Raw genomic sequence first — 25,221 nt, forward strand, 5'->3', positions numbered from 1 at the left:
TGATCAATCTTTCCTGATCGGCTCTTCGACCTTGTGGGCCTGGCCGTCGATGGTCTGCGGCTGGTTCAGCGGCGAAGCGGCCTGGGGCTGGACCGGTTGCACTGGCGGTGGCGTCTGCTCGGCCGGCTTGGACTCTTCTTCGTTCATGGCTTTCTTGAAGCCCTTGATCGACTCGCCCAGGTCGCTGCCGAAGTTCTTCAGCTTCTTGGTACCGAACACCAGTACCACCACGACCAGCAGGACGATCCAGTGTTTCCAGTCAAAAATACCCATGGTGCAATCCCTCGAAATAATTCAGTTAGGCCGACGGCTGACGCGCTGCTTTCTCGGCGTGCCCGGACAGGCCGAAGCGGCGGTCCAGTTCGTCCAGCACCGCCTGCGGGTGCTGGCCCAGTTGAGCGAGCATGACCAGGCTATGGAACCACAGATCGGCGGTCTCGTAGATGACATCGCTGCAGTCGCCACTGTGGGCGGCGTCCTTGGCGGCGATGATGGTCTCGACCGACTCTTCGCCGAGCTTTTCCAGAATCTTGTTCAGGCCCTTGTGATACAGGCTGGCCACGTACGAGCTGTCGGGCTCGGCGCCTTTGCGCGCTTCCAGTACTTCGGCCAGGCGGGTCAGGGTGTCGCTCATGTCAGTGTCCTGCGCTGTAGATGGCATTCGGGTCCTTGAGGACGGGGTCGACGGTCTTCCACTCACCGTGCTCGAAGACCCGGTAGAAGCAGCTTTCGCGGCCGGTATGGCAGGCGATATGACCCAGTTGTTCCACAATCAGGATGATCACGTCGGCGTCGCAGTCCAGGCGCATTTCGTGCAGTTTTTGCACGTGGCCGGACTCTTCGCCCTTGCGCCACAGTTTGCCACGCGAACGTGACCAGTAGATGGCCCGCTGCTCAGCGGCGGTCAGCGCCAGCGATTCGCGGTTCATCCAGGCCATCATCAGCACGCGCCCGGTCTTGTGGTCCTGGGCGATAGCCGGTACCAGGCCATCGCTGTTCCAGTTGATCTCGTCCAGCCAGTCTTTCATCTTCGACTCCAAAACCGGGTTCGATCCTTCGCCGAACCCTTGCGCTAGTGTGCCAGCCAGCGGCCCGGCTGGCTATCGACGCACGATCAGGTAGAGGCCGGCGGCCAGCATCAGCCAGGCCGGCCAGGCAGCAGGGGCGCTGAGGCTCACCGCGCCGGCTGCCAGAGTGGCGCCGCCGCCAAGCAGGCCGGCACCGAGCAGGCGCAGGGCCCAGTGATCGCTCTTGTGCTGCCAGGGTGCTGGCGGGTCGGCCAGGTGCGGCTGCGACATGCGCTCGAGCAGGTCGCGGGTCATGCCGGCCAGGTGCGGGATCTGCTCGACCTGGCCATGCAGGTTCTGCAGCAGGGTCTTGGGGCTGACGCGCTCGCGCATCCAACGTTCGAGGAACGGCTGGGCGGTGCTCCACAGGTCGAGGTCCGGGTACAGCTGGCGGCCCAGGCCTTCGATGTTGAGCAGGGTCTTTTGCAGCAGCACCAGCTGTGGCTGGACTTCCATGTTGAAGCGCCGCGCGGTCTGGAACAGACGCATCAGCACCTGGCCGAAGGAAATATCCTTTAACGGTTTTTCGAAGATCGGCTCGCACACGGTGCGGATCGCCGCTTCGAATTCGTTGAGCTTGGTCTGCGCCGGTACCCAGCCCGAATCGATGTGCAGCTGCGCCACACGGCGGTAGTCGCGCTTGAAGAAGGCAAACAGGTTGCGCGCCAGGTAGTCCTGGTCCTCGGGGGTCAGGCTGCCGACGATGCCGCAGTCGATGGCAATGTACTGCGGGCTCCACGGCTTGACCGTGCTGACGAAGATGTTGCCAGGGTGCATGTCGGCGTGGAAGAAGCTGTCACGAAACACCTGGGTGAAGAAGATCTCCACGCCGCGCTCGGCGAGCATCTTCATGTCGGTGCGCTGGTCGGCCAGGGTCGCAAGGTCAGTGACCTGAATACCGTAGATGCGCTCCATCACCAGCACCTTCGGCCGGCACCAGTCCCAGTAGACCTGGGGCACGTACATCATCTCCGAGCCTTCGAAGTTGCGCTTGAGCTGGCTGGCGTTGGCCGCCTCGCGCAACAGGTCGAGTTCGTCGTAGATGGTCTTTTCGTAGTCGTTGACCACTTCCACCGGGTGCAGCAGGCGCGCATCGGCCGAAACCCGTTCGGCACCGCGGGCGATCAGGAACAACCAGGCGAGGTCCTGGGCAATGATCGGCTTGAGGCCCGGGCGCACGACCTTGACCACCACCTCTTCACCGCTCTTGAGCTTGGCCGCGTGGACCTGGGCTACCGACGCCGAAGCCAGCGGCTCGACGTCGAAGCGGCTGAACACTTCGCTGATTTTCGCACCGAGCTGTTCTTCGATCAGGGCGATGGCTTTTTGCGGATCGAACGGCGGAACCCGGTCTTGCAGCAGCATCAGCTCGTCGGCGATGTCTTCGGGCAGCAGGTCGCGGCGGGTCGAGAGCAACTGGCCGAACTTGATGAAGATCGGTCCCAGGTCCTGCAACGCCAGGCGCAGGCGCGCGCCACGGCTAAGCTGCAGCTCCTTGCGCGGTAGCCAGCGCCAGGGCATGGCATAGCGCAGGCCCATCAGCCACCAGGGCAGGGGCAGGGCGAACAGCAGGTCATCGAGACGGTAACGGATCACGACGCGCTGGATGCGCAACAGACGGCGGACGGCAAGCAGCTTCATGCGTTATCGCTGGTATCAAGGGATCGGGCAAGGCGCTCGATGCGCGCCTCAAGGCGTTCAATATCGACTTTGAGCGTGTCGAGTTCGCTGAAACGGGCTTCGGCTTCGCGCTGGCCGACCAGGGTCCGGGCCTCTTCGGCGAGGTACTCGGAAAGGTTCTGGTTGAGCGCCGCCAGGCCCTGGCGGGTCCAGTTGGCGCGGCTGCGCAAGTGGCCGCTGAGCAGTTGCGTGGCGACCGGGCCGAGCCAGCGCGAGACTTCGTACTCCCAGTCGAGCTCCAGGTCCTGCAGTACCGCCACCAGGTCGAGCAGCACCGCACTGTCGCCTTCAAGCTCGACCTGCGGGCTGTGCAACACGGCGCTCTTGTCCTGGCTCAGGGCCAGGCGCAGCAGGCTGCTGGCCGGCGCGCGCAAGGTGCAGTCGGCCTCATTGGCCCAGTGCGTGGCAAGCATCAGGCCTTCGTCACTGGGCAGGATGAACAGCTGCAGGGCCGGCTGGCGGCAGTCGATGGCAATCACCTTGCCGTCGAGCGGGCGCAGGCGCGGCAGCGCTGTGCTGTCCAGGCGCAAAACACGGTTGAGGCCGTGTTCGACGCTGGCGAGCAGGCCGGCCAGGAGCATCAGGGCTTGATTCCGCGGTGCAGGGCGACGATGCCGCTGGTCATGTTGTGGTAGGTGACGCGGTCGAAACCGGCCTCGACCATCATCGCCTTGAGGGTTTCCTGGTCAGGGTGCATGCGGATCGATTCGGCCAGGTAGCGATAGCTTTCCGAGTCGTTGGTGATCAGCTTGCCGGCCAGCGGCATGAAGGCGAACGAATAGGCATCGTAGACCTTGGACATCAGCTTGTTGGTCGGCTTGGAAAATTCCAGCACCAGCAGGCGGCCGCCGGGCTTGAGCACCCGCAGCATGGAGCGGATGGCGTCTTCCTTGTGGGTGACGTTGCGCAGGCCGAAGGCGATGGTCACGCAGTCGAAATGGTTGTCCGGGAACGGCAGCTTTTCGGCGTCGGCCTGGACGAACTCGATGTTGCCGGCCACGCCGCGGTCGAGCAGGCGGTCGCGGCCAACCTTGAGCATCGACTCGTTGATGTCGGCCAGTACCACTTGGCCGGTGGGGCCGACCAGTTGCGAGAACTTGGCCGCCAGGTCGCCGGTGCCGCCCGCGATGTCGAGCACCCGGTTACCCGGACGCACGCCCGACAGCTCGATGGTGAAGCGCTTCCACAGGCGGTGCATGCCGCCGGAGAGCACATCGTTCATCAGGTCGTACTTGGCCGCCACCGAGTGGAACACCTCGGCGACTTTCTCGGCCTTCTGGCTTTCCGGCACGTCTTTGTAGCCGAAGTGGGTGGTGGGTTCGGCGTGGTCGCCTTTGCGCTGATCGTTCATATCGCTTCACCGGAAAAAATTACTGGCCATTCTAGGGCGTACGGTCGGATTTGTCTTGGCGGGGTGTGTCGCAGGTGGGGCGCGGGCATAATATAAGTATGCCTTCGAACCCAGGATTGAATGAATGACCCAGATCAGCGTTGAACGCAAACACAGCCTGGGCCGCGACGCGGCCCGGCAAAAGGCCGAGGCACTGGTCGACAAGCTGGCCCGCGAATACGACCTCAAGGCCAGCTGGAATGGCGACCGCGTCGAGGTCAAGCGCAGTGGCGCCAACGGCAGCGTGCAGATTGGCGAGGACAGCATCAAGGTCGAGCTGAAGCTGGGCATGATGCTGTCGATGATGAGCGGTACCATCAAAAGCGAGATCGAGCGGGCGCTGGATAAGGCGCTCGCCTAGCGGCTCAAGGGGGGAGCTGCAAGCTTTAAGCTGCAAGTGGTTCGCGGTGAGTGGGAGGGGCACGACAGTTTCAAGATCACCGCTGCCTTTCTTGCCGCTTGAAGCTTGAAGCTTGAAGCTTGTCGCTGCCCCCTTTATTAGTGTGCCAATTCTAATTTTTCCCCCTACCTTGTGCTCAAGCCCAACTTCCCTGGGCAGTTCCTCCATTTCCGTTCAGAGCGTGAGGTGCAGAGCATGGCCAAAGTTATCCTGAAGAAAAAAGACGACGCCCAGCGCACGTTGGGTGAAGTGCGCAGCTACGCGCGCAAGATCTGGCTGGCAGGTCTCGGGGCTTACACCCGGGTCGGCCAGGAAGGTGCCGACTACCTGAAAGAGCTGGTCAAGGCCGGTGAATCGGTAGAAAAACGTGGCAAGAAAAAGCTCGATGCCAAGGTCGATGCCGCCAACTCCGAGATCGATTCGGTGAAGGGCGAACTGAGCAGCGTGAAGGGCAAGGTCGAGGTTCAACTCGACAAAATCGAAAGGGCTTTCGACACACGGGTCGCGAGCGCCTTGAATCGCATCGGCATTCCGTCTAAACATGACGTGGAGACACTCTCTGTCAAGCTCGATGAGCTCACGGCATTGCTTGAACGTGTCGCACGTAAACAATAAGGAGAGCGGGATGGCTGGCAAGAAGAATACTGAAAAAGAAGGCAGCTCCTGGGTCGGGGGGATCGAGAAGTATTCCCGCAAGATCTGGCTGGCTGGTTTGGGTATTTACTCCAAGATCGATCAGGATGGCAGCAAGGTGTTTGACAACCTGGTCAAGGAGGGTGAGAAAGCTGAAAAACTCGCCAAGGGCTCTGTCGACTCCGCCAAGGCAACCGCCAAGTCGGCGACCTCGCGCATCAGCGACGTCAAGGACCGCGCCCTGGGCAAGTGGGACGAGCTCGAAGGTGCTTTCGACAAGCGCCTGAACAGTGCGATCTCGCGTCTTGGCGTACCGAGCCGCAGTGAGGTCAAGGCGCTGCATTCGAAGGTCGATACGCTGACCAAGCAGATCGAGAAGCTGACCGGTGCATCGGTTACGCCTATCTCGAAGAAACCGGCAGCGAGCAAGACCGCAGCCAAGCCATTGGCCAAGGCTGCAGCGAAACCTGCGGCCAAGCCTGCAGCCAAGCCAGCGGCGAAAACGGCAGCGGCAAAACCTGCAGCCAAGCCAGCGGCGAAAACCGCAGCGGCTAAACCCGCGGCCAAGCCAGCAGCCAAGCCTGCAGCCAAACCGGCTGCGGCGAAGAAGCCGGCAGTGAAAAAGCCAGCGGCCAAGCCAGCAGCTAAACCTGCAGCGGCGAAGCCGGCGGCCCCTGCGGCCAGCGCTGCACCGGCGCCAAGCCCGGCGCCAGCAGCCAGCGCTGCTCCGGTCGCAGCGGTATCGTCGCCATCGGCAAGCCCGACCAGCCAGGCCTGATTTCAGGCGGCTGTCAGTCTACGCCCGGCCTTGTGCCGGGCGTTTTCATTATGGGTGTTGTACCGGGTTTGTGGGAGCCGGCCTTGCCGGCGAACAGGCTGCGAAGCAGTCCTAGGGTCAGCCATCCAGATACCTCAAGGCCAGCTGCTCTGCCGCATACCGCGACCCCGCCTCCAGGTGCGGCGCCACCAGCATCATCACCTGGTAGACCACCACTCCGACTTCACCTTCGCGAGCCAGCACCCGTTGGTAATCGAGCGAGAACAGCAGGGTCAGGGTGATCTGTTCCACCAGTTGCCCCAGCGCCCGCGTATCGCTGAGCACCTGGCCCTGGGCCTTGAGGCTGGCCAGCAGCGCCGCCAGGGTACGCTTGAGGGCGTTGAGCAGGTTGCGCATGCCGCGGGCCAGCTTGGGCAGGCGCCCGGTCAGGTTCGACAGGTCCTGGAACAGAAACCGGTACTGGGCCATGCGCTCGACGATCAAGTGCAGGAACAACCAGTAGTCCTCGGCATCCAGGCGCACTTCCAGCGGCGGGTCGAGCAGCGGCGTGAGCTCGTCCTCGAAGCGTTCGAACAACCCCAGCACCAGCGGCTCCTTGCCGTGGAAGTGGTAGTAGAGATTGCCCGGGCTGATGCCCATTTCGTTGGCAATCTCCAGGGTCGAGACATTCGGCTCGCCCTGGCGGTTGAACAGTTGCAGGGCACATTCGAGGATACGGTCGCGGGTTTTCATCCGTTCTTCTTGTTCAGCGCGCCTGCACGTAGCTGCCGGGCGCGGGGTCCATGGGAGGGTAGTTCTGGTTGCCGAGGGCCATCAGGGTTTCGCGCTGCACGCCGGAGCGTGCCTGAATCCACTCCAGCCACTGCGGCCACCAGCTGCCGTCGACCTGCTTGCCATCGTAGAGCCAGGCCCGCGGGTCGCTGCTCAGGCGCGGGTTGTCGACGTAGTGCGCCTTGGGGTTGCCCGGCGGGTTGATGATGCTTTGCACATGGCCGCTGTTGGCAAGGATGAAGCGCTTGTCGCCGCCGAGCAGTGCCGCCGAGCGGTACACCGCATCCCAGGGGGTGATGTGGTCGTTGCTGCCGGCGACGCTGAAGCTGTCGACGTTGACCTTCTGCAGGTCGATCGGCGTGCCGCATACCTCAAGGCCTGCGGCGCGGGCCAGCGGGTTGTGCTTGAAGAAGTCCAGCAGGTCGCCGTGCAGCGCCGCCGGCAGGCGGGTGTTGTCGTTGTTCCAGTAAAGGATGTCGAACGCCGGTGGCGCCTTGCCCAGCAGGTAGTTGTTGACCCAGTAGTTCCAGATCAGGTCGTTGGGGCGCATCCAGGCGAACACCCGGGCGATCTCGCGGCCATCGAGCACGCCTTGCTGGTAGGAACGGCGCTTGGCCGCTTCGAGGGTCTGCTCGTCGGCGAACAGGCTCGCCGGGCTGTCGATCTGGCTGTCGAGCAGGCTGACCAGGTAGGTGGCGCTGCTGACCCGGCGCAGTTGGCGCTTGGCTTGCAAATGGCCTTGCAACGCCGCCATGGTCAGGCCACCGGCACAGGCGCCCATGAGATTGACCTCGCGGCTGCCGGTGATCGCCCGGCACACGTTGAGTGCTTCCTCCAGCGCCTCGACATAACTCGACAGGCCCCACTCACGGTGGCGCGGGTCGGGATTGCGCCAGCTGATCATAAAGGTCTGCAGGCCGTTCTTGAGCATGTACTGGACGAAGCTGTTGGCCGGGCTGAGGTCGAAGATGTAGAACTTGTTGATCTGCGGCGGCACGATCAGCAACGGCCTGGCGTACTGTTTTTCGCTCATCGGCTTGTACTGGATCAGTTCCAGCAGCTCGTTGCGAAACACCACCGAGCCCGGCGTGGTGGCCAGGTTACGGCCGACTTCGAAGGCCTGCGGATTGACCTGGCGCGGCAGGCCGTCGTTGTGGCGCAAATCATCGAGCAGGTGGTTGATGCCGCGCACCAGGCTCAGGCCGCCGGAGTTGAACAGCTCCTTGACCGCCAGCGGGTTGAGCAGCGAGTTGCTCGGCGCCACGGCATCGTTGAGCAGGGTGAACAGAAAGTGTGCGCGGGCGCGATCATCGGGTGCCAGCTGGCTTTCATCGATCCACAGGCGGGTCTGCTTCTGCCACGCCAGGTAGGCCTGCAGGCCGCGGCTGTAGATCGGGTTCTGGCTCCAGGCGGGGTCTTTGAAGCGGTTGTCTCGAGGGCCGGGCTGGTAGGGCGTTTCACCCAGCAGCACCTTGCCCAGCTGACCGCCCAGGGCAAGCATGTGCTTGGCGGTATGCAGCGGATGGCGCAAGCCATGACGGCTGACGCTGCGCAAGGTCGAGAGCAGGTCGCGGCCGCGCAGACCGCTGATTGCACTCTGCACGTTCATATAGGTGGCGGGGACCGGTAGCGATCCCTTAGCGGGTTTGTCTTTCATCAGGCAACACTCCGTCGTCAGGCCATCAACAAACACATCAATGCAAGAGCGACACCAACCTCACGCCGCGCACCCGGGGTGCCTGGCATCCTGCCATGGGCTCGGGTGTGGCAGGCGTCTCAGCTGCTGGGGGCGGGCCGAGGGTGCATGACGGCGCGTTGGCGCTCTTGCTGGAGAAACTTCATGATGATCGGGGCGACGGCCTCGGCCCGGGTGATCAGGAACAAATGGCCGTCGTCGATTATGTGTAGCTGGGCATTGGGAATTCGCCAGGCCAGCAGGCGCATGTTGATCAAGGGAATCAACGGGTCATCGTCACCGGCCAGCACCAGGGTCGGCTGCTGGATCTTGTGCAGCCAGTGAATGCTGGTCCAGCCAAGCCCGGCGAACAGTTGCCAGTAGTAACCCAGCTTGCCGCCTGAGCGCACCTTGGCCGCGTGCGACAGGGCCAGGTCCGGGTCCCGGCGAAAGGCGCCGCCGTAGATCTGCGGGGCGATGCGGATCACATGGGACGGCTGTACGTAGCGCCTTGGGCTGGCCATCAACCACAACACCTTGGGCTTGCCCGGCACCATCACCGCGCCAGCGGCGGTGGCCGCGAGCACCAGTTTCTTGCAGCGCTCGGGGTAGTCATGGGCGAACTGCTGGGCCAGCGCCCCGCCCCAGGACACGCCAATGACATTGACCTGGCCATAGTCGAGGTAGTCGAGCATGCGCGCGGTGAGCTTGGCCAGGCCCGGAAAACGGTAGGGGTGGCGCGGGGTCGATGAACCGCCGACCCCCGGCACGTCGAAAGCAATTACCTCAAGGTCCGGGTCCAGGGCCTGGATGAAGGGGAACACCAGCTCCAGGTTGGCGCCGATGCCATTGAAGATCAGCAAGGGCGTCAAGTGCGGCTTGCCGGGTCGGACGGCGGTGCGGATGGTCTGGCCATCCAGGTCGACGGTCCTGAAAATATACGGTTGCGGCATGCGCGAAGCCCTGTGTTGGATAAACGCCGCAGCCCTCGCGAGCTGCGGCGGTGTTCGCTATCAACGCTCGTGAACGTAGGTCCCTGGCGCGGCGGCACCGGCGACGTAAGCCTTGTTGCCAAGGTTGACCGGGGCTTTTTTCAGCTTGCCGGAACGCTCGGCCAGCCAGGTGTGCCAGTACAGCCACCAGGAATCGGTGTGCTTGGTCGAGTTCTCTTGCCAGTCGAGGGCGCTGGCGGGCATTTCACTGTTGGTCATGTAGCGCGCCTTGGGGTTGCCCGGCGGGTTGAGGATGCTCTGGATATGGCCGCTGTTGGACAGCAGGAACTCGACCTTGCCACCGAACAGCTGCGCCGACTTGTAGCATGACTGCCACGGGGTGATGTGATCGGCGGTACCGGCGACGCTGAAGATGTCGGTGGTCACCTGCTTGAGGTCGATCGGCGTGCCGCACACTTCCAGTGCATCGGGGCGCAGCAGTGGGTTGTTTTTGAACATTTCGATCAGGTCGCCGTGGAAGGCGGCCGGCAGTCGCGTGGTGTCGTTGTTCCAGAACAGGATGTCGAACACCGGCGGCTCGTTGCCCAGCAGGTAGTTGTTGACCCAGTAGTTCCAGATCAGGTCGTTGGGGCGCATCCAGGCGAATACCTTGGCCATGTCGCGGCCTTCGAGCACACCGGCCTGATAGGAGTGGCGCTTGGCCGCCTCGAGGGTCTGCTCGTCGACGAACAGCGCCACCTGGGTATCGAGGGTGGTATCGAGCACGCTGACCAGCAGGGTCAGGGCGTTGACCTTCTTTTCGCCCAGCGCCGCGTAGTGGCCCACCAGCGCAGTGCAGGTGATACCGCCGGAGCAGGCGCCGAGCATGTTCAGGTCCTTGCTGCCGGTGATCGCCAGGATCACGTCGACCGCTTCCTTGAGCGCGTCGATGTAGGTCGACAGGCCCCATTCGCGCTGGGACTTGGTCGGGTTGCGCCAACTGACGATGAAGGTCTGCACGTTGGAGCGCAGGCAGAAACGCGCCAGGCTCTTTTCCGGGCTGAGGTCGAAGACGTAGAACTTGTTGATCTGCGGCGGTACCACCAGCAGCGGCTTTTCCAGCACCTGCTCGGTGATCGGCCGGTACTGGATCAGTTCCAGCACGTCATTGCGAAACACCACCGCGCCTTCGCTGGTGCCGAGGTTCTTGCCGACTTCGAAGGCGTCCATGTTCACCTGGCTGGGCATGCCGCCATTGTTGACCATGTCCTTGGCCAGGTTCGACAGGCCGTCGAGCAGGCTCTTGCCACCGGTTTCGAAGAAGCGCTTGACCGCCGCCGGGTTGGCTGCGGTGTTGGTCGGCGCCATGGCCTCGGTCATCAGGTTGATGACGAAGTGGCCGCGGCTGATGTCCTGGTCGGAGAGGTTGCTGGTATCGATCCAGTCGTGCAGTTCCTTGCGCCAGGCCAGGTAGGTCTGCAGGTAGCGGCGATACAGCGGGTTCTGGCTCCAGGCCGGGTCGTGAAAACGGCGGTCATCGCCCTCGGGCTGCAAGCTCGACTTGCCGAAGATCACATCTTTCAGCTCCATGCCGAAATGGGCGACATGCTTGGCACTGTGCAGCGGTTGACGAATGGCCTGACGCAGGACCATTCGAGCAGATGTCAGCAAATCCTTGCGGCGCAAGCCGATCACCGGGTTCAGACCCAGGGTGTTTTCCGAGGCTTGGCGCTGCAGGTCATCGTTATTCTTGTTACTCATCTACGACGCTCCGTTGTCCTGAGACGAGTACCGGTTTGACTGTGCGCGTTACACAGACGAACGCCCGGTACTGCTGCTCGGGTGACCAGTGATAACGAACTGCGGTCCTGCGGCCGGATGCAAACGACGATGAGCCATGCGGGTTTTTTCTGCGTGAGAAGACTGCCTGCTTTCGCTCGCGACCTCTACATACCAGCCCGACCCTGCATTAAATCCGATGCAGGGAACTTGCCAGATCCATTGGTTACCCGACTTTTTGGTATAGCGCAAGACGGCCATTCATTGGCCGTGGTGCAGGCATTCAAGCAAATAGAATTAGAAAATGCGCTCTAAACCCTGAGGGGCCCGAGCTAGAGCATCAGCTTGACGATCGACTCGTTGGGGTCGCGGGATTTGCCGGCTTTTTTCAGCTCGCCAAGGTAGTCATCCCAGAGTTCCTGCTGGCGCAGGCACAGCTGCTCAAGGTATTCCCAGGTGAACAGGCCGCTGTCGTGGCCGTCGTCGAAGGTCAGTTTCAGTGCGTACTGGCCGGCAGGTTCCAGCCCGCTCAGGCCAACGCCAAGCTTACCGTACTGAAGGATCGGATTGCCGTGGCCCTGGACCTCGGCGGAAGGGGAGTGCACGCGCAGGAATTCGGCGGGCAGGTTGTACACCTCGCCTGGCCCGTAGGTCAGGGTAAGGGTCTTGGAGGCTTTGTGCAGGTTGATGCCGGTGGGGATTCTGGTCATGGATAAGGGCTCTTGGGCTACAAGCTGCAAGCTACAAGCTACAAGAGAAGGCGTCCAGCGCACTTGACTTGCAGCTTGCCGCTTGAAGCTTGCCGCTTTAGAGAATGTAGCGAGACAGGTCTTCGTTCTGCGCCAATTCGCCCAGGTGGCTGTTGACGTAGTCGGCGTCGATGCGGATCGGCGCTTCGCTGTGGGCGCTGGCCAGGTCGCCGGCGCTGAACGACACCTCTTCGAGCAGGCGCTCGAGCAAGGTGTGCAGGCGACGGGCACCGATGTTCTCGGTTTTCTCGTTGACCTGCCAGGCGATCTCGGCCAGGCGCTTGATGCCGTCGGCGGCGAACTCGATGTTCAAGCCTTCGGTTTTCAGCAGCTCACGGTACTGCTCGGTGAGCGAGGCGTGCGGTTCGCTGAGGATACGCTCGAAGTCTTCCGGGCTCAGGGCCTTGAGTTCGACACGAATCGGCAGGCGGCCTTGCAGCTCCGGCACCAGGTCGCTCGGCTTGCTCAGGTGGAAGGCACCGGAGGCGATGAACAGGATGTGGTCGGTCTTGACCATGCCCAGCTTGGTGTTCACTGTGCAGCCTTCGATCAGTGGCAGCAGGTCGCGCTGCACGCCCTCACGGGAAACATCGGCGCCGCCAACGTTACCGCGCTTGGCAACCTTGTCGATTTCGTCGATGAACACGATGCCGTGCTGCTCGACCGCTTCCAGGGCCTTGGCCTTGAGCTCGTCTTCGTTGACCAGGCGCCCGGCTTCTTCGTCGCGCACCAGCTTGAGCGCTTCCTTGACCTTGAGCTTGCGGCTCTTGCGCTTGCCCTTGCCCATGTTGGCGAACAGGTTCTGCAACTGGTTGGTCATCTCCTCCATGCCCGGCGGCGCGGAAATATCGACACCCACGGCCTCGGCCACTTCGATCTCGATTTCCTTGTCGTCCAGCTGGCCTTCGCGCAAGCGCTTGCGGAACAGTTGGCGGGTGTTGGAGTCCTGGCTGGCGACCTGGTCTTCGTTGAAGCCGGTGCGCGCCGGTGGCAGCAGGGCGTCGAGGATGCGCTCTTCGGCAGCATCTTCGGCGCGGTGGCCGACGCGGATGATTTCCTGCTCGCGGAGCATCTTGATCGCGGCATCGGCGAGGTCGCGGATGATCGACTCGACGTCACGGCCGACATAGCCGACCTCGGTGAACTTGGTCGCTTCGACCTTGATGAACGGGGCGTTGGCAAGCTTTGCCAGGCGCCGGGCGATTTCGGTCTTGCCGACGCCGGTCGGGCCGATCATCAGGATGTTCTTCGGCGTCACTTCAACGCGCAGCTCGGCCGGCAGCTGCATGCGCCGCCAGCGGTTGCGCAGGGCGATGGCGACGGCGCGCTTGGCGTCGTCCTGGCCGATGATATGGCGGTTGAGTTCGTGGACGATCTCGCGGGGGGTCATGGACATGATAGTGATGGTCCTTGGGCTCGATAAGTCAGCGTGGAAAAGCCCGGCCACCGGGGCCGGGCGCCAGAACAGCTGAATTACTCGGCCAGGTCCTGCTCCTCGATGGTCAGGTTGTGGTTGGTGAACACACAGATGTCACCGGCGATGTTCAGCGCGGTCTCGGCGATTTCGCGGGCCGAGAGGTCGGTCTTTTGCAGCAGCGCGCGGGCGGCGGCCTGGGCGTAGGCGCCACCGGAGCCCATGGCGATCAGGCCGTCTTCGGGCTCGACCACGTCACCGTTGCCGGTGATGATCAGCGATGCGTCCTTGTTGGCTACCGCCAGCATGGCTTCCAGGCGGCTCAGGGAACGGTCGGTACGCCACTCCTTGGCCAGCTCCACGGCGGCGCGGATCAGATGGCCCTGGTGTTTTTCCAGTTGCCCTTCGAAGCGTTCGAACAGGGTGAAGGCGTCGGCGGTGGCACCGGCGAAACCGGCGATGACCTGGCCGTGGTACAGGCGGCGGACTTTCTTGGCGTTGCCTTTCATCACGGTGTTGCCGAGAGAAACCTGGCCGTCGCCGCCCATGACGACTTTGCCGTGGCGGCGAACTGAAACGATGGTGGTCAAGGGAGAGTCTCCACGCAGCGGGGCGAAAATGCCTGATGCAGACTCATATGGGGGTGGTGGGAAGGATTTCAACCTTGCAGGATGAGTGGTAATGGCTATCGCGGGTCAAGCCCGCTCCCACAGAGATGGGTGAAATCCTGTGGGAGCGGGCTTGACCCGCGATGTAGCAGCGCAAACTCAGACTTCGTGGCTGATATGCCCATCGACCAAGGTATAACGCACCGCACTCGGCAGGCAGTGGCCGATGAACGGGCAGTTATCGCCCTTCGAGCGCCATTGCTCGCCGGCCAGGGTCGAGGCCTTGGCGTCGAACAGCACCAGGTCTGCGGCACTGCCTACCTTCAGCTCGCCCGCTGGCAGGCGCAGCGCTGCTGCAGGGCCTGCAGACAAACGTTGCAACAAAGTCGGCAAGTCAAGCAGACCGTCTTCCACCAGGGTCATGGCCAGCGGCAGCAACAGTTCGACACTGCTGATGCCCGGCTCGGTGGCGCCGAACGGTGCCAGTTTGGCATCCCGCTCGTGGGGCTGGTGATGGCTGGAAATCGCCTGGATCACCCCGGACTTCACCGCCTCGCGCAGGCCGTCGCGGTCGGCGCGGGTGCGCAGCGGCGGTTGCACGTGGTAGAGGCTGGAGAAGTCGCGCAGCGCTTCATCGGTGAGGATCAGCTGGTACAGGGCCACGTCGGCGGTCACCGGCAGGCCCAGTTCCTGGGCCTGGGCGATCAGCCGCGCGCCGCGGGCGCTGGTCAGCTGGCTGAAGTGCGCACGCACGCCGGTCTGTTCGACCAGCAGCAGGTTGCGCGCCAGGGCCACGGTCTCGGCGGTTTCCGGGATGCCCGGAAGGCCGAGGAAGCTGGCCATGGCGCCTTCGTGGGCCAGGCCACCCTGGGCCAGGTCGCGGTCCTGGGAGTGGAAGATCACCGTCAGGTCGAAGGTCGCGGCGTATTCCAGGGCGCGGGCCAGGGTGCGGTTGTTGGCAAAGGCATTGAGGCCGTTGCCAAAGGCCACGCAGCCGGCGTCGCGCAGGGCAATCAGCTCGGCAAGCTGCTCGCCTTCAAGGCCTTTGCTCAGGGCGCCGATCGGGTAGACCTTGCTGTGCCCGGCTTCGCGGGCGCGGTCGAGAATCAGCTCGGCCACTGCCGAGGTGTCCAGCACCGGCTTGGTCTGCGGCGGGCAGCACAGGCTGGTGACGCCACCGGCAGCGGCAGCGCGGGTTTCGCTGGCGATGCTGCCCTTGCGGCTGTAGCCGGGCTCGCGCAGGGCGACGTTGAGGTCGACCAGGCCGGGGGCGGCTACCAGGCCTTGGGCGTCGATGCTGCGCGCCGGCTTGAAGCCTGCCGGGGCGGCGCCGATGGCGATGATCTTGCCGGCATCGATGTGCAGGTCAGTGGTCTGGTCCAGGCCGCTCAGCGGGTCGATGACCCGGGCGCCGAGAATACTGAGGGTCACTGGGCGTTCTCCTGCTCGAATTGACGTTGCGCGGTCTGCCCGCTCATGGCCATGGACAGCACCGCCATGCGCACGGCGATGCCGTAGGTGACCTGGTTGAGGATCACCGAGTGGGCGCCGTCGGCCACCGCTGATTCAATCTCGACGCCGCGGTTGATCGGGCCCGGGTGCATGACGATGGCATCCGGCTTGGCCCCGGCCAGGCGCGCGGTGGTCAGGCCGAACAGGCGGTAGAACTCGCCTTCGCTGGGCAGCAGGCCGCCGGCCATGCGCTCACGCTGCAGGCGCAGCATGATCACCACGTCGACGTCCTTGAGGCCTTGCTCGAGGTCGGTGTAGACCTTCACCCCATACTGCTCGATACCGATCGGCAGCAGGGTTTTCGGGCCGATCACGCGGATGTCCGGGCAGCCCAGGGTTTTCAGCGCGAGCATGTTCGAGCGCGCCACCCGCGAGTGCAGGATGTCGCCGACGATGGCCACCGAGAGGTTCTCGAAGCCGCCCTTGTGCCGACGAATGGTGAGCATGTCGAGCATGCCCTGGGTCGGGTGGGCGTGGCGGCCGTCGCCGCCGTTGATGATCGCCACCTCCGGGCACACGTGCTCGGCGATGAAGTGCGCGGCGCCCGAGTCGGCATGACGCACGACGAACATGTCGGCGGCCATGGCTTCGAGGTTGCGCAGGGTGTCGAACAGGGTTTCACCCTTGCTGGTCGAAGAGGTCGACACGTTCAGGGTGATGACGTCGGCCGACAGCCGCTGGGCGGCCAGTTCGAAGGTGGTGCGGGTGCGCGTGGAGTTCTCGAAGAACACGTTGCAGACGGTCTTGCCGCGCAGCAACGGGACCTTCTTCACGGCCCGGGCGCCGACTTCGAGGAACGAGTCGGCGGTGTCGAGGATTTCGGTCAGCAGTTCGCGGGGCAAACCGTCGAGCGAGAGAAAGTGGCGCAGCTGGCCCTGATCATTGAGCTGCAGCGGGCGCTTGGCGTCGATTGGCGTCATCGCGGGGGACTCTTAAAGGGCGGAAGCGGAGGCGAGGTCCTGGCGCTCGAGGGCGAGCGGTGCGGGTCCGGTCAATTTTACCCGTTCATGGGCAGCCAGCGACAGGGTGGCGCCGACCACATTCGGCCGGATCGGCAATTCGCCGGCATCCAGGTCGAGCAGGCAGACCAGGGTCACGCTGGCCGGGCGGCCATAGTCGAACAGCTCGTTGAGGGCGGCGCGGATGGTACGCCCGCTCATCAGTACGTCGTCGATCAGCACCAGGTGCTGGCCTTCGATCTCGAACGGCAGGTCGGACGGGCGCACCTGCGGGTGCAGGCCGTTCTGGCTGAAGTCGTCGCGGTAGAAGGAAACGTCGAGCGTGCCCAGGGCGGCGTCGCTGCCCAGCTCTTCGAGCAGGGCCTGGGCGACCCAGACACCCCCGGTGCGGATGCCGATGAAACGCGGCTCGGCAATGGCGCGGCGGGCCAGATGGGCGCGAAGGTCGACGGCCATCTGCCGGATCAGTTCGGCGGGATTGGGTAGGCTCATGCTTGCTCCTCAAGAGGCCGGGGAGCGGTGCGCTGGCCCGGCTTGAATGCGATGATCGGGTCTCAGGCCCCGGTATTGGCCTCCAGCCAGCCCTGCAGCAGCAAGGCGGCGGCAATGGCATCCACCGGATTGTCGCGGTAACTGCCGCGCTGGCCGCCACGGGCCATGCGCTCGCCCTTGGCTTCGAAAGTGGTCAGGCGTTCGTCGTGGGTGTGGACCGGCAGGTTGTATCGACCATTAAGGCGGCGGGCGAATTTTTCTGCGCGCTCGCTCATCTCGCTGGGGCTGCCATCCATGTTCAAGGGCAGGCCGACCACCAGGGCGTCGGGTTTCCACTCTTTGATCAGTTTTTCCACCTGGGCCCAGTCCGGCGTGCCGTTCTGCGCCTTGAGGGTGCACAGCTCGCGGGCCTGGCCGGTGATCACCTGGCCGACGGCGACGCCGATCTGGCGGCTGCCGTAGTCAAAGCCCAGCAGTAGACGTACTTCGGCCATCAGGCGTGCCCCGCCTGGCTGGTCAGCAGGCTGAGGTTGATCCCCAGGCTTGCCGCCGCAGCGGCCAGGCGCTGCTCACAGGCCATGCCGAAGATGATCTCGGGGTCGAACGGGCAGTTCAGCCAGGCGTTGTCGGCCAGTTCCGCTTCCAGCTGCCCGGCTTCCCAGCCGGCATAGCCGAGGGTAATCAGGCTCTGTTTCGGGCCCAGGCCGTCGGCGATGGCGAACAGCACGTCCTGGGAGGTGGTCAGCGACAGGCCGTCGAGTTCGACGGTGGCCTGGAAGCTGCGCTCGCTGGTGTGCAGGACGAAGCCGCGGTCGGTTTGCACCGGGCCGCCCATATAGATTGGTACATGAATGCAACTGGCCGGCGGTTCGACGTCCGGGCGCAGCTGTTCGAGGATATCGGCCAGGTTGAGGTCTTGTGGCCGATTGACCACCAGCCCCATCGCCCCATTGGCGTTGTGCTCGACGATGTAGGTCAAGGTCTGCGCGAAGTTCGGGTCGGCCATGTGTGGCATGGCAATCAGGAACTGATGCTTGAGGTAATCCGGGCTGAGGTTCTTCATGCCTGATAGTGTGGCGGTGAGTGGCCACGCTGACAAGGTGCTGGCGTCACCTTGTCAGCTTTACTGCGGGGTTACTTGAACAGCTTGACCACTTCTTCGGTGTACAGGGTTGGCGACTCTTCAGCGGCCGACAGCACGTACTCCTGGACGGTTTGCTGCTTGGCCTGCGGGTACTTGGCCAGGTAGCTCTCCGGGAACGCCGGGGCCTTGAGGCTGGAGCCGGCCTTGATCAGCGCGGCGACGCAGTCCGGGTTGTCCGTGCGGGCGGCTTCTTCCAGCGGCGTACCGACCGGGAAGGTGCCGTGCTGCTCGTGGTAGGCATCGATCGAGCTGCCTTTTTTCAGCAGCAGGGCAATGCGCTCGGCCGCTTGTGGGTCAGGCTGGCCGTTCATCTCAAAGGCGCGTTCGCAAACATGGTGCAGCGGCGTCGTGCCGGTCAGGGTTACCTGGTAGGGATTGGCGCCGGCAGCGACCAGCAGCTTGATCACCTCCAGGTTCGAGGCACCCGGTCCGGTCAATGGGGTAAAGCCGTTCGGCCGGACGGCCTTGGCATCGGCGCCGGAAGCCAGCAGCAGCTTGATCAGTTCGGCTGAGCCCTTGCCTGCTGCGGTGTTCAGCGGCGTAGCGGAATCGCCCTGGGCCAGCACGTTGACGTCGGCGCCGGCCTTGATCAGGCCCTTGACCATGCGCAGGTCGGCCTCGGAGGCCTTCGATTGCTCGGCCTGGTTGAGGACGAACAGCAGCAGGGTTTCGCCGTTTTCCTGGATAGGTGTGTTGACGTCACCGATCTTTGGCAGGAACAGCTCGAACGGCGCGACGATCTTGTAGGAGGCGGCCAGGAACATCGGCTGGCCTTTCGGATCGGCACCCTGGTCGAGCAAGGCCTGGATCTTGGCCAGGCGCGCCGGGGTTTCGTCGTACTTGTACTCGCCAACTTCGTTGTACAGCTTCTGCGACAGCTCGGCGGCGTCGGCGAAGGCAGTAGCAGGCAGGACGCAGGCCGCCAGGGCCAGGCCGAGGGCGGCTGTTTTGCGGGCGAAATTGATGCGCGACATCAACAGAATCCTTTCTTGAGGGGGATATACGGGCGCGCATCATCGCAAAATGGCTATTGTTTTGCCATCAGGCGGAGCCTTAGATCAATTGCTCTGCAGCCGGTCGCCGCGGGCGAAACGCCAGGTACGGATGATCTCCAGCCGGTCGATATCGGCCAGGTCGCCGGTGAACGGCGCGAATGGTGCGGCCAGGCGCACGATGCGCTGGGCGGCCTGGTCGAGCAGCGGCTGGCCTGAGGACTCCAGCACCAGCACTTCATACAGCGAACCGTCGCGGTTGATCGACACCATCAGCCGCAGGCTGCCGTAGATCTGCTGGCGCCGGGCTTCGTCGGGGTAGTTGAGGTTGCCGATACGCTCGACCTTCTTGCGCCACTCGTCCTTGTACCAGGCACCCTTGTCGCGCATGGTCGAGGCGGCATTAAGCCTGTGGATGCGCGGGCGCTTGGCGTACAGCTGCTGCTCGTTGGACAGTTCGGCTTCGAGGCTGGCGATCTGGCTGGACAGCTGCGAGCTGTCGAAGTCCGGGGTCGCGGCCTTGGGTTTGGGCTGCGGCTTGGCTTCCTTGGGTCGGGTTTCGACCTTTTCCGGCTTCGGCGCCTTGGTCGCCACTACTGCCTTGGGCGGCGTCGGTTGCGGTTGTACTTCGGGCTTGGCGGCCGGCGGCGGGGTGACCTTGTTGATCTTGCTGTCCTGGAAGGGCGCTACTTCGGTGGTTTTCGGCACCGCCTTCTTGTCCAGGGTGCCGCTGCCTTGCTGATTGTCCTGGGCCAGGTAATCGGCCTTCTGCGGCGCTTTCTCGCTTTTGAAGGTGGCCAGGGTGATTTCCATGGTCCGGCGGATTTCTTCGGGCTTGGCGAAGGTGAAGCCGACACCGAGAATCAGCGCCAGGTGCAGCAGCGCTGCCAGGAACAAGGTAAAACCCAGGCGATCCACCGGGCGTACGCGGGGTGGAGAGAAGTCGGCAGGGATGTCAGCAGGAAGCGTCATCAGGTATCCAGCAGCTGCAAAGACCGAGGGAAACCGGCAGAGCAGGTGCCCAGGTCATAAAAACGACCGGCATGATACCCCACTCTGCGCGGTTGCTCCGCGTCGGCTGTCAGCGCGCCTTGAGCTTGCGATCAATGGCATCCATCAACTGCACGCCGATCTGGGTGCCGAAGGCGTTGTCGATCTCGCGGATGCAGGTCGGGCTGGTGACGTTGATTTCGGTCAGGTGCTCGCCGATCACGTCCAGGCCGACGAACAGCAGGCCCTTCTCGCGCAGGGTCGGGCCGACCTGTGCGGCGATCCAGCGGTCGCGGTCGGTCAGCGGGCGGGCTTCGCCACGGCCGCCGGCGGCAAGGTTGCCACGGGTTTCGCCCGAGGCCGGAATGCGCGCCAGGCAATAGGGCACCGGCTCGCCGTCGATCATCAGGATACGCTTGTCGCCGTCCTTGATGGCCGGCAGGTAGCCTTGCGCCATGATTTGCTGGGTGCCGTTGCCGGTCAGGGTCTCGAGGATTACCGAGAGGTTCGGGTCGCCCGGGCGATGGCGGAAGATCGAGGTGCCGCCCATGCCGTCCAGCGGCTTGAGGATGGTGTCGCCCTGCTGGTTGACGAATTCGCGCAGGATATCGGCGCGGCGGCTGACCAGGGTCGGTGGCGTGCACTGCGGGAACAGCGTGGCGAACAGCTTTTCGTTGCAGTCGCGCAGGCTCTGCGGGCGGTTGACCACCAGCACGCCGGCGGCTTCGGCCTGTTCCAGCAGGTAGGTGCTGTAGACGAACTCCATGTCGAACGGTGGATCCTTGCGCATCAGGATCACGTCCAGCTCGCTCAGGGCGCTGTCTTGCTCGGCGTCCAGCTCGAACCAGTGCTCCGGGTCGGCGAACACTTTCAGCGGGCGCATGCGTGCGCGGGCCTGGCCGGCGCCTTGGTAGAGGTCCTGCTGCTCCATGTAGAACAGCGACCAGCCGCGCTCCTGGGCGGCCAGCAACATGGCCAGCGAGCTGTCCTTTTTATAGGAAATGCGCGCAATGGGGTCCATGACAATCCCGAGGCGAACGCTCATGGGCAAAATCCTCTCAGCGGCAATGGGCCGCATTGGCTCGAATGAAAAGTGGCGTCAGGGTGGCGCTCGCAGCGCTGGCGGTCAAGGGAAAAACGCATCCTGGGCGGCGCTGCGCCGGGTGTCGGCGCGGGCCGATGGAATGCCCCCCCCAGAGTGTGCTAAAAAGGCCTGGCACGTGGCCTGCACGGCCGTCTCCAGCTGCAAGCCACAAGCCATAAGCCACAAGAAAAAGCACGCCGCGTTCACCCTGCTTTTTCTTGCCGCCAGAAACTTGTAGCTTGCCGCTAATAGCGAGCAGCGATGGTAGAGCAATTATGGAACAGCCCGGCGCGGCATTGAAGGTGATGGTGATCGACGATTCCAAGACGATTCGCCGCACCGCCCAGATATTGCTCGGTGAAGCAGGATGTGAGGTCATCACGGCCATCGACGGTTTCGATGCCCTGGCCAAGATCATCGACCACCAGCCGCAGATCATTTTCGTCGACGTGCTGATGCCGCGTCTGGACGGCTACCAGACCTGCGCCCTGATCAAGCAGAACAGCACCTTCAAGGACACGCCGGTGATTCTCCTGTCGTCCCGCGATGGCCTGTTCGACAAGGCCCGTGGCCGTGTCGTCGGCTCTGATCAATTTTTGACCAAACCTTTCAGCAAGGAAGAGCTGCTGGACGCAATCAAGGCCCATGTGCCCGGATTCGCCGCAGAAGAACAACACGCACCCTGACGTTGCGCCGCCGCGCAGGCGTCTATTCCTTATGGGGAACAGCATGGCCCGAGTTCTGATCGTCGACGATTCGCCGACCGAAATGTACAAACTGACCGGTATGCTCGAAAAGCACGGGCATGAAGTGCTCAAGGCCGAAAACGGCGCCGATGGCGTAGCCCTGGCCCGCCACGAAAAGCCCGATGCGGTACTGATGGACATCGTCATGCCCGGGGTCAACGGCTTCCAGGCCACCCGCCAGTTGAGCAAAGACCCGGAAACCGCGCATATCCCGGTGATCATCGTCACCACCAAGGACCAGGAGACCGACAAGGTCTGGGGCCAGCGCCAGGGCGCCAAGGACTACCTGACCAAGCCGGTGGACGAAGACACCCTGATCAAAAAGCTCAACGACGTGCTCAAAGGTTGACCACCCAGCCCATGGGCGAGTCGCTGACGGCCTTCGAGCTGCTGCTGGACATCGACCGGCGCTGCCGGCTGCTGGCCGCCGACCTGCCGTTGCAGGAAACCCGCCTGCAGAGCTGGAGCGGCATCGGCTTTCGCATTGCCGAACAGTGGTTCGTCGCGCCCATGGGCGAAGTCGCCGAAGTGCTGCACGAGCCGCGCCTGAGCCGCATCCCCGGGGTCAAGCCCTGGGTCAGCGGCGTCGCCAACCTGCGTGGCCGGCTGCTGCCGGTGATGGACCTCTGCGGTTTCTTCGCCCTGGGCCTGTCGGCACCGCGCAAGCAGCGACGAGTGCTGGTGCTCGACCATGACGAGTTGTTTGCCGGCTTGCTGGTCGATGAAGTGCTGGGTTTGCAGCATTTCCCGCTGCACAGCCTCGACCTGTCGCCGCCAACGCCGTTGCTCAGTGCGGCCGCGCCCTTCGTCCAGGGGCATTTCCAGCGTGAGCGCAGCTGGGCGATCTTCAGCCCCTTCGCCCTGGCCCAGGCGCCGGGTTTCCTCGATGTCGCGCTGTAAAGGAATGCCACCTCCGTGACCACGACCAAGACGGCTCCATCGCCCCAGGGTTCCCGCAGCAGCGCGCAGATCGCGGCGCTGTTCGTGGTGCTGATCCTGTCGATCATCCTGCTGTTCGCCAACTTCGCCTACCTCAACACCCAGGCCAACTACGACAAGCAGTACATCGGCCATGCCGGCGAACTGCGGGTGCTGTCCCAGCGCATCGCCAAGAACGCCACTGAAGCGGCGGCCGGCAAGGCCGTGGCCTTCCGCCTGTTGAGCGAGGCGCGCAACGACTTCGAACAGCGCTGGGGCTACCTGAAAAAGGGCGATGCCAGCACCGGCCTGCCCGCTGCGCCGCCGGCGGTGCGCAAGGAAATGGACGCGGTGCTGCGCGACTGGGAAAACCTGCGCAAGAACACCGACACCATCCTGGCCAGCGAGCAGACCGTGCTGTCGTTGCACCAGGTCGCCGCGACCCTGGCCGAAACCGTGCCGCAGTTGCAGGTGGAGTACGAGAAGGTCGTCGAGATCCTCCTGCAAAGCGGTGCGCCGGCCAGCCAGGTGGCCGTGGCCCAGCGCCAGTCGTTGCTGGCCGAGCGTATTCTTGGCTCGGTGAATACCGTACTGGCCGGCGACGACACCGCTGTGCAGGCCGCCGATGCCTTCGGCCGCGACGCCAGCCGTTTCGGCCAGGTGCTCGAGGCCATGCTCGGCGGTAACGAAGCGATCCAGGTTACCCGCGTGCAGGATCCGGACGCCCGCGCGCGCCTGGGCGAGATCGCCGAGCTGTTCCAGTTTGTCGCAGGCTCCGTCGACGAAATCCTCGAAACCTCGCCCGAGCTGTTCCGTGTGCGCGAAGCCGCCGGGAGCATCTTCGGCCTTTCGCAAACCCTGCTCGATGAAGCCTCGCGCCTGGCCACCGGGTTTGAAAACCTGGCAGGCGGCCGAACCCTGGATACCGTCGGCGGCTATGTACTGGGTTTGCTGGCGCTGGCGTCGATCATTCTCATCGGCCTGGTGATGGTTCGCACCACCCACCGCCAGTTGCACGAAACTGCCGAGAAGAACGAGCGCAACCAGCAGGCGATCATGCGCCTGCTCGACGAAATTGAAGACCTTGCTGACGGCGACCTGACCGTAACCGTGTCGGTGACCGAAGACTTCACCGGCGCCATTGCCGATTCGATCAATTACTCCATCGACCAGCTGCGCGACCTGGTGGCGACCATCAACCTCAGCGCCGAGGAAGTTGCCGCCGCCGTGCAAGACACCCAGAACACCGCGCGCCAACTGGCCAAGGCCTCCGAGCACCAGGCCCAGCAGATCAGCGATGCCTCGGTGGCGGTGGGCGACATGGCTGAATCCATCGACCGCGTTTCCACCCACGCCTACGAATCGGCCAAGGTGGCCGAGCGTTCGGTGGCTATCGCCAACAAGGGCAACGAGGTGGTGCACAACACCATCAACGGCATGGACAACATCCGCGAGCAGATCCAGGACACCGCCAAGCGGATCAAGCGCCTGGGCGAGTCGTCCCAGGAGATCGGCGATATCGTCAGCCTGATCGACGACATTGCCGACCAGACCAACATCCTCGCCCTCAACGCGGCGATCCAGGCTTCGCTGGCCGGTGAAGCCGGGCGCGGTTTTGCCGTGGTTGCCGACGAGGTACAGCGCCTGGCCGAACGCTCATCGTCGGCCACGCGGCAGATCGAAGCGCTGGTGCGTACCATTCAGGCCGACACCAACGAAGCGGTGATCTCCATGGAGCAGACCACCGCCGAAGTGGTGCGCGGTGCGCGCCTGGCCCAGGATGCCGGGGTCGCCCTGGCCGAAATCGAAGGCGTGTCGCAGACCCTCGCCGACCTGATTCACAGCATCTCCGACGCCGCCCAGCTGCAGACCTCTTCGGCCGGGCAGATCTCGCATACCATGTCGGTGATCCAGCAGATCACCTCGCAAACTTCGGCCGGCTCCACCGCCACCGCCGAGAGCATCGGTAACCTGGCGCGCATGGCCAGTGAAATGCGCCGCTCGGTGTCCGGTTTTACCCTGCCGCCGACGCCACCGCGTTGAGGGCATCATGGTGATGGGAGCAGTTATGGCGGATCGGCACGATACGGTGGCGCTGGCCTGGGTCAGAGGGGCGATCGCCGACTGCCTGGGCCAGGCGCGCCTGACCCTTGAACACTTTGCCGCCGAGCCCGGCGATGAAGCGGTGCTCGACGGATTCGTCGAACAGCTGCACCAGGTGCGCGGCTGCCTGCTGATGCTCGAACTGCACGGCGCGGCGCTGCTCGCCGAAGAAATGGAACAACTGGGCCTGGCCTTGCGCCAGGGCCGCGCCAGCCAGCGCGGTGAAGCGCTGGGCGCGTTGTTTCGCGGCCTTGAGCAATTACCGCTGTACCTGGAGCGCCTGCGCAGCGCCCGCCGCGACTTGCCGCTGGTGGTGTTGCCAGTGCTCAACCAATTGCGTGCCGAGCGCGGTGCCCAGGCCCTGGCCCAGGACAGCCTGCTGAGCAGCAGCCCGGCCGACGCCGA

The 25,221-nt window shown here is 63.9% G+C and carries 29 protein-coding genes; 8 read left to right on the forward strand and 21 right to left on the reverse strand.

Annotation, left to right across the window (positions count from 1 at the left end; translation table 11 throughout):
* Window positions 1-3: 3 nt before the first annotated feature.
* The 6 genes from ACZ9A3_RS25750 to ubiE form a co-directional block, all read right to left on the reverse strand.
* Complete coding sequence (locus ACZ9A3_RS25750) at window positions 4-273, reverse strand: twin-arginine translocase TatA/TatE family subunit (protein WP_045193875.1); 270 nt, start codon at window positions 271-273, stop codon at window positions 4-6.
* A gap of 25 nt (window positions 274-298) precedes the next feature.
* Window positions 299-634 carry a phosphoribosyl-ATP diphosphatase gene (locus tag ACZ9A3_RS25755; RefSeq protein WP_010222337.1) on the reverse strand — a complete coding sequence of 112 codons (336 nt, stop codon included), beginning with the start codon at window positions 632-634 and terminating at the stop codon, window positions 299-301.
* 1 nt (window position 635) lies between these two features.
* The gene (gene hisI / locus ACZ9A3_RS25760; RefSeq protein ID WP_093376980.1) at window positions 636-1,028 is read right to left on the reverse strand and encodes a phosphoribosyl-AMP cyclohydrolase; all 393 of its coding nucleotides are present in this window, start codon (window positions 1,026-1,028) and stop codon (window positions 636-638) included.
* A 72-nt stretch (window positions 1,029-1,100) separates the two neighbouring features.
* Window positions 1,101-2,708: a ubiquinone biosynthesis regulatory protein kinase UbiB gene (ubiB, locus tag ACZ9A3_RS25765; protein WP_045193871.1), complete on the reverse strand. Its 1,608-nt coding sequence runs from the start codon at window positions 2,706-2,708 to the stop codon at window positions 1,101-1,103.
* Window positions 2,705-3,328 (reverse strand): ubiquinone biosynthesis accessory factor UbiJ, encoded by a 624-nt coding sequence (locus tag ACZ9A3_RS25770; RefSeq protein WP_123564872.1) that lies wholly within the window; start codon window positions 3,326-3,328, stop codon window positions 2,705-2,707. Before ACZ9A3_RS25770 ends, ubiB begins: the two co-directional genes overlap by 4 nt.
* Window positions 3,328-4,098 (reverse strand): bifunctional demethylmenaquinone methyltransferase/2-methoxy-6-polyprenyl-1,4-benzoquinol methylase UbiE, encoded by a 771-nt coding sequence (gene ubiE / locus ACZ9A3_RS25775; RefSeq protein ID WP_045193869.1) that lies wholly within the window; start codon window positions 4,096-4,098, stop codon window positions 3,328-3,330. Before ubiE ends, ACZ9A3_RS25770 begins: the two co-directional genes overlap by 1 nt.
* 124 nt (window positions 4,099-4,222) lie before the next feature.
* On the opposite strand from ubiE, the gene ACZ9A3_RS25780 reads away from it, so the two are divergent.
* The 3 genes from ACZ9A3_RS25780 to ACZ9A3_RS25790 all read left to right on the forward strand — a co-directional run bounded on the left by ACZ9A3_RS25780 (window position 4,223) and on the right by ACZ9A3_RS25790 (window position 5,948).
* On the forward strand, window positions 4,223-4,498 hold the full coding sequence (locus ACZ9A3_RS25780; RefSeq protein ID WP_045193867.1) for a polyhydroxyalkanoic acid system family protein: 276 nt from the start codon (window positions 4,223-4,225) through the stop codon (window positions 4,496-4,498).
* Between the two features lie 234 nt (window positions 4,499-4,732).
* Window positions 4,733-5,152, forward strand: coding sequence for a phasin family protein (locus ACZ9A3_RS25785; RefSeq protein WP_476253259.1), 420 nt, complete (start codon window positions 4,733-4,735; stop codon window positions 5,150-5,152).
* Between the two features lie 10 nt (window positions 5,153-5,162).
* Window positions 5,163-5,948 carry a phasin family protein gene (locus ACZ9A3_RS25790; protein WP_476253260.1) on the forward strand — a complete coding sequence of 262 codons (786 nt, stop codon included), beginning with the start codon at window positions 5,163-5,165 and terminating at the stop codon, window positions 5,946-5,948.
* Window positions 5,949-6,065: 117 nt separating this feature from the next.
* Here the strand turns inward: ACZ9A3_RS25790 and ACZ9A3_RS25795 are convergent, their stop codons facing one another.
* The 15 genes from ACZ9A3_RS25795 to gshB all read right to left on the reverse strand — a co-directional run bounded on the left by ACZ9A3_RS25795 (window position 6,066) and on the right by gshB (window position 21,010).
* Entirely contained in the window at window positions 6,066-6,680 is a 615-nt protein-coding gene (locus ACZ9A3_RS25795; RefSeq protein ID WP_045193863.1) for a TetR/AcrR family transcriptional regulator, read from the reverse strand.
* A gap of 13 nt (window positions 6,681-6,693) precedes the next feature.
* Window positions 6,694-8,376 carry a class II poly(R)-hydroxyalkanoic acid synthase gene (gene phaC, locus ACZ9A3_RS25800; protein WP_213602667.1) on the reverse strand — a complete coding sequence of 561 codons (1,683 nt, stop codon included), beginning with the start codon at window positions 8,374-8,376 and terminating at the stop codon, window positions 6,694-6,696.
* Between the two features lie 119 nt (window positions 8,377-8,495).
* Window positions 8,496-9,347, reverse strand: a complete 852-nt coding sequence (phaZ, locus tag ACZ9A3_RS25805; protein ID WP_045193860.1) for a poly(3-hydroxyalkanoate) depolymerase — start codon at window positions 9,345-9,347, stop codon at window positions 8,496-8,498.
* 60 nt (window positions 9,348-9,407) lie between these two features.
* On the reverse strand, window positions 9,408-11,087 hold the full coding sequence (gene phaC, locus ACZ9A3_RS25810) for a class II poly(R)-hydroxyalkanoic acid synthase (protein WP_213602665.1): 1,680 nt from the start codon (window positions 11,085-11,087) through the stop codon (window positions 9,408-9,410).
* A gap of 350 nt (window positions 11,088-11,437) precedes the next feature.
* Window positions 11,438-11,815, reverse strand: a complete 378-nt coding sequence (locus ACZ9A3_RS25815; RefSeq protein ID WP_045193856.1) for a gamma-butyrobetaine hydroxylase family protein — start codon at window positions 11,813-11,815, stop codon at window positions 11,438-11,440.
* Window positions 11,816-11,912: 97 nt separating this feature from the next.
* Window positions 11,913-13,250, reverse strand: a complete 1,338-nt coding sequence (hslU, locus tag ACZ9A3_RS25820; RefSeq protein ID WP_045193855.1) for an ATP-dependent protease ATPase subunit HslU — start codon at window positions 13,248-13,250, stop codon at window positions 11,913-11,915.
* 77 nt (window positions 13,251-13,327) lie between these two features.
* The gene (gene hslV, locus ACZ9A3_RS25825) at window positions 13,328-13,858 is read right to left on the reverse strand and encodes an ATP-dependent protease subunit HslV (RefSeq protein WP_028945572.1); all 531 of its coding nucleotides are present in this window, start codon (window positions 13,856-13,858) and stop codon (window positions 13,328-13,330) included.
* A 177-nt stretch (window positions 13,859-14,035) separates the two neighbouring features.
* A complete protein-coding gene (locus ACZ9A3_RS25830; RefSeq protein WP_476253261.1) occupies window positions 14,036-15,307 on the reverse strand; it encodes a dihydroorotase in 1,272 nt (423 codons plus the stop codon).
* The gene (locus ACZ9A3_RS25835) at window positions 15,304-16,308 is read right to left on the reverse strand and encodes an aspartate carbamoyltransferase catalytic subunit (protein WP_010221491.1); all 1,005 of its coding nucleotides are present in this window, start codon (window positions 16,306-16,308) and stop codon (window positions 15,304-15,306) included. Before ACZ9A3_RS25835 ends, ACZ9A3_RS25830 begins: the two co-directional genes overlap by 4 nt.
* A gap of 12 nt (window positions 16,309-16,320) precedes the next feature.
* A complete protein-coding gene (pyrR, locus tag ACZ9A3_RS25840) occupies window positions 16,321-16,839 on the reverse strand; it encodes a bifunctional pyr operon transcriptional regulator/uracil phosphoribosyltransferase PyrR (protein ID WP_010221492.1) in 519 nt (172 codons plus the stop codon).
* 62 nt (window positions 16,840-16,901) lie between these two features.
* On the reverse strand, window positions 16,902-17,333 hold the full coding sequence (gene ruvX, locus ACZ9A3_RS25845) for a Holliday junction resolvase RuvX (RefSeq protein WP_093376944.1): 432 nt from the start codon (window positions 17,331-17,333) through the stop codon (window positions 16,902-16,904).
* Window positions 17,333-17,902: a YqgE/AlgH family protein gene (locus ACZ9A3_RS25850; RefSeq protein ID WP_045193852.1), complete on the reverse strand. Its 570-nt coding sequence runs from the start codon at window positions 17,900-17,902 to the stop codon at window positions 17,333-17,335. Before ACZ9A3_RS25850 ends, ruvX begins: the two co-directional genes overlap by 1 nt.
* A 71-nt stretch (window positions 17,903-17,973) precedes the next feature.
* Window positions 17,974-18,957 carry an ankyrin repeat domain-containing protein gene (locus ACZ9A3_RS25855; protein ID WP_093376935.1) on the reverse strand — a complete coding sequence of 328 codons (984 nt, stop codon included), beginning with the start codon at window positions 18,955-18,957 and terminating at the stop codon, window positions 17,974-17,976.
* 84 nt (window positions 18,958-19,041) lie between these two features.
* Window positions 19,042-19,947 (reverse strand): energy transducer TonB, encoded by a 906-nt coding sequence (locus tag ACZ9A3_RS25860; protein WP_038997538.1) that lies wholly within the window; start codon window positions 19,945-19,947, stop codon window positions 19,042-19,044.
* A gap of 109 nt (window positions 19,948-20,056) precedes the next feature.
* The gene (gene gshB / locus ACZ9A3_RS25865) at window positions 20,057-21,010 is read right to left on the reverse strand and encodes a glutathione synthase (protein ID WP_045193851.1); all 954 of its coding nucleotides are present in this window, start codon (window positions 21,008-21,010) and stop codon (window positions 20,057-20,059) included.
* Between gshB and ACZ9A3_RS25870 the strand changes: the two genes are divergently transcribed.
* The 5 genes from ACZ9A3_RS25870 to ACZ9A3_RS25890 are packed head-to-tail and all read left to right on the forward strand — an operon-like array spanning window position 21,009 to window position 24,756.
* Entirely contained in the window at window positions 21,009-21,287 is a 279-nt protein-coding gene (locus ACZ9A3_RS25870; protein ID WP_143013254.1) for a hypothetical protein, read from the forward strand. The genes gshB and ACZ9A3_RS25870 overlap by 2 nt on opposite strands.
* Before the next feature lie 37 nt (window positions 21,288-21,324).
* The gene (gene pilG, locus ACZ9A3_RS25875) at window positions 21,325-21,735 is read left to right on the forward strand and encodes a twitching motility response regulator PilG (protein ID WP_045193849.1); all 411 of its coding nucleotides are present in this window, start codon (window positions 21,325-21,327) and stop codon (window positions 21,733-21,735) included.
* 43 nt (window positions 21,736-21,778) lie between these two features.
* Window positions 21,779-22,144: a twitching motility response regulator PilH gene (gene pilH / locus ACZ9A3_RS25880; RefSeq protein WP_045193983.1), complete on the forward strand. Its 366-nt coding sequence runs from the start codon at window positions 21,779-21,781 to the stop codon at window positions 22,142-22,144.
* Window positions 22,141-22,695, forward strand: coding sequence for a chemotaxis protein CheW (locus ACZ9A3_RS25885; RefSeq protein ID WP_082075373.1), 555 nt, complete (start codon window positions 22,141-22,143; stop codon window positions 22,693-22,695). Before pilH ends, ACZ9A3_RS25885 begins: the two co-directional genes overlap by 4 nt.
* 15 nt (window positions 22,696-22,710) lie before the next feature.
* Entirely contained in the window at window positions 22,711-24,756 is a 2,046-nt protein-coding gene (locus tag ACZ9A3_RS25890; RefSeq protein ID WP_045193845.1) for a methyl-accepting chemotaxis protein, read from the forward strand.
* Window positions 24,757-25,221 lie beyond the last annotated feature (465 nt).

This window comes from Pseudomonas sp. TE4620 (genome assembly GCF_056279045.1).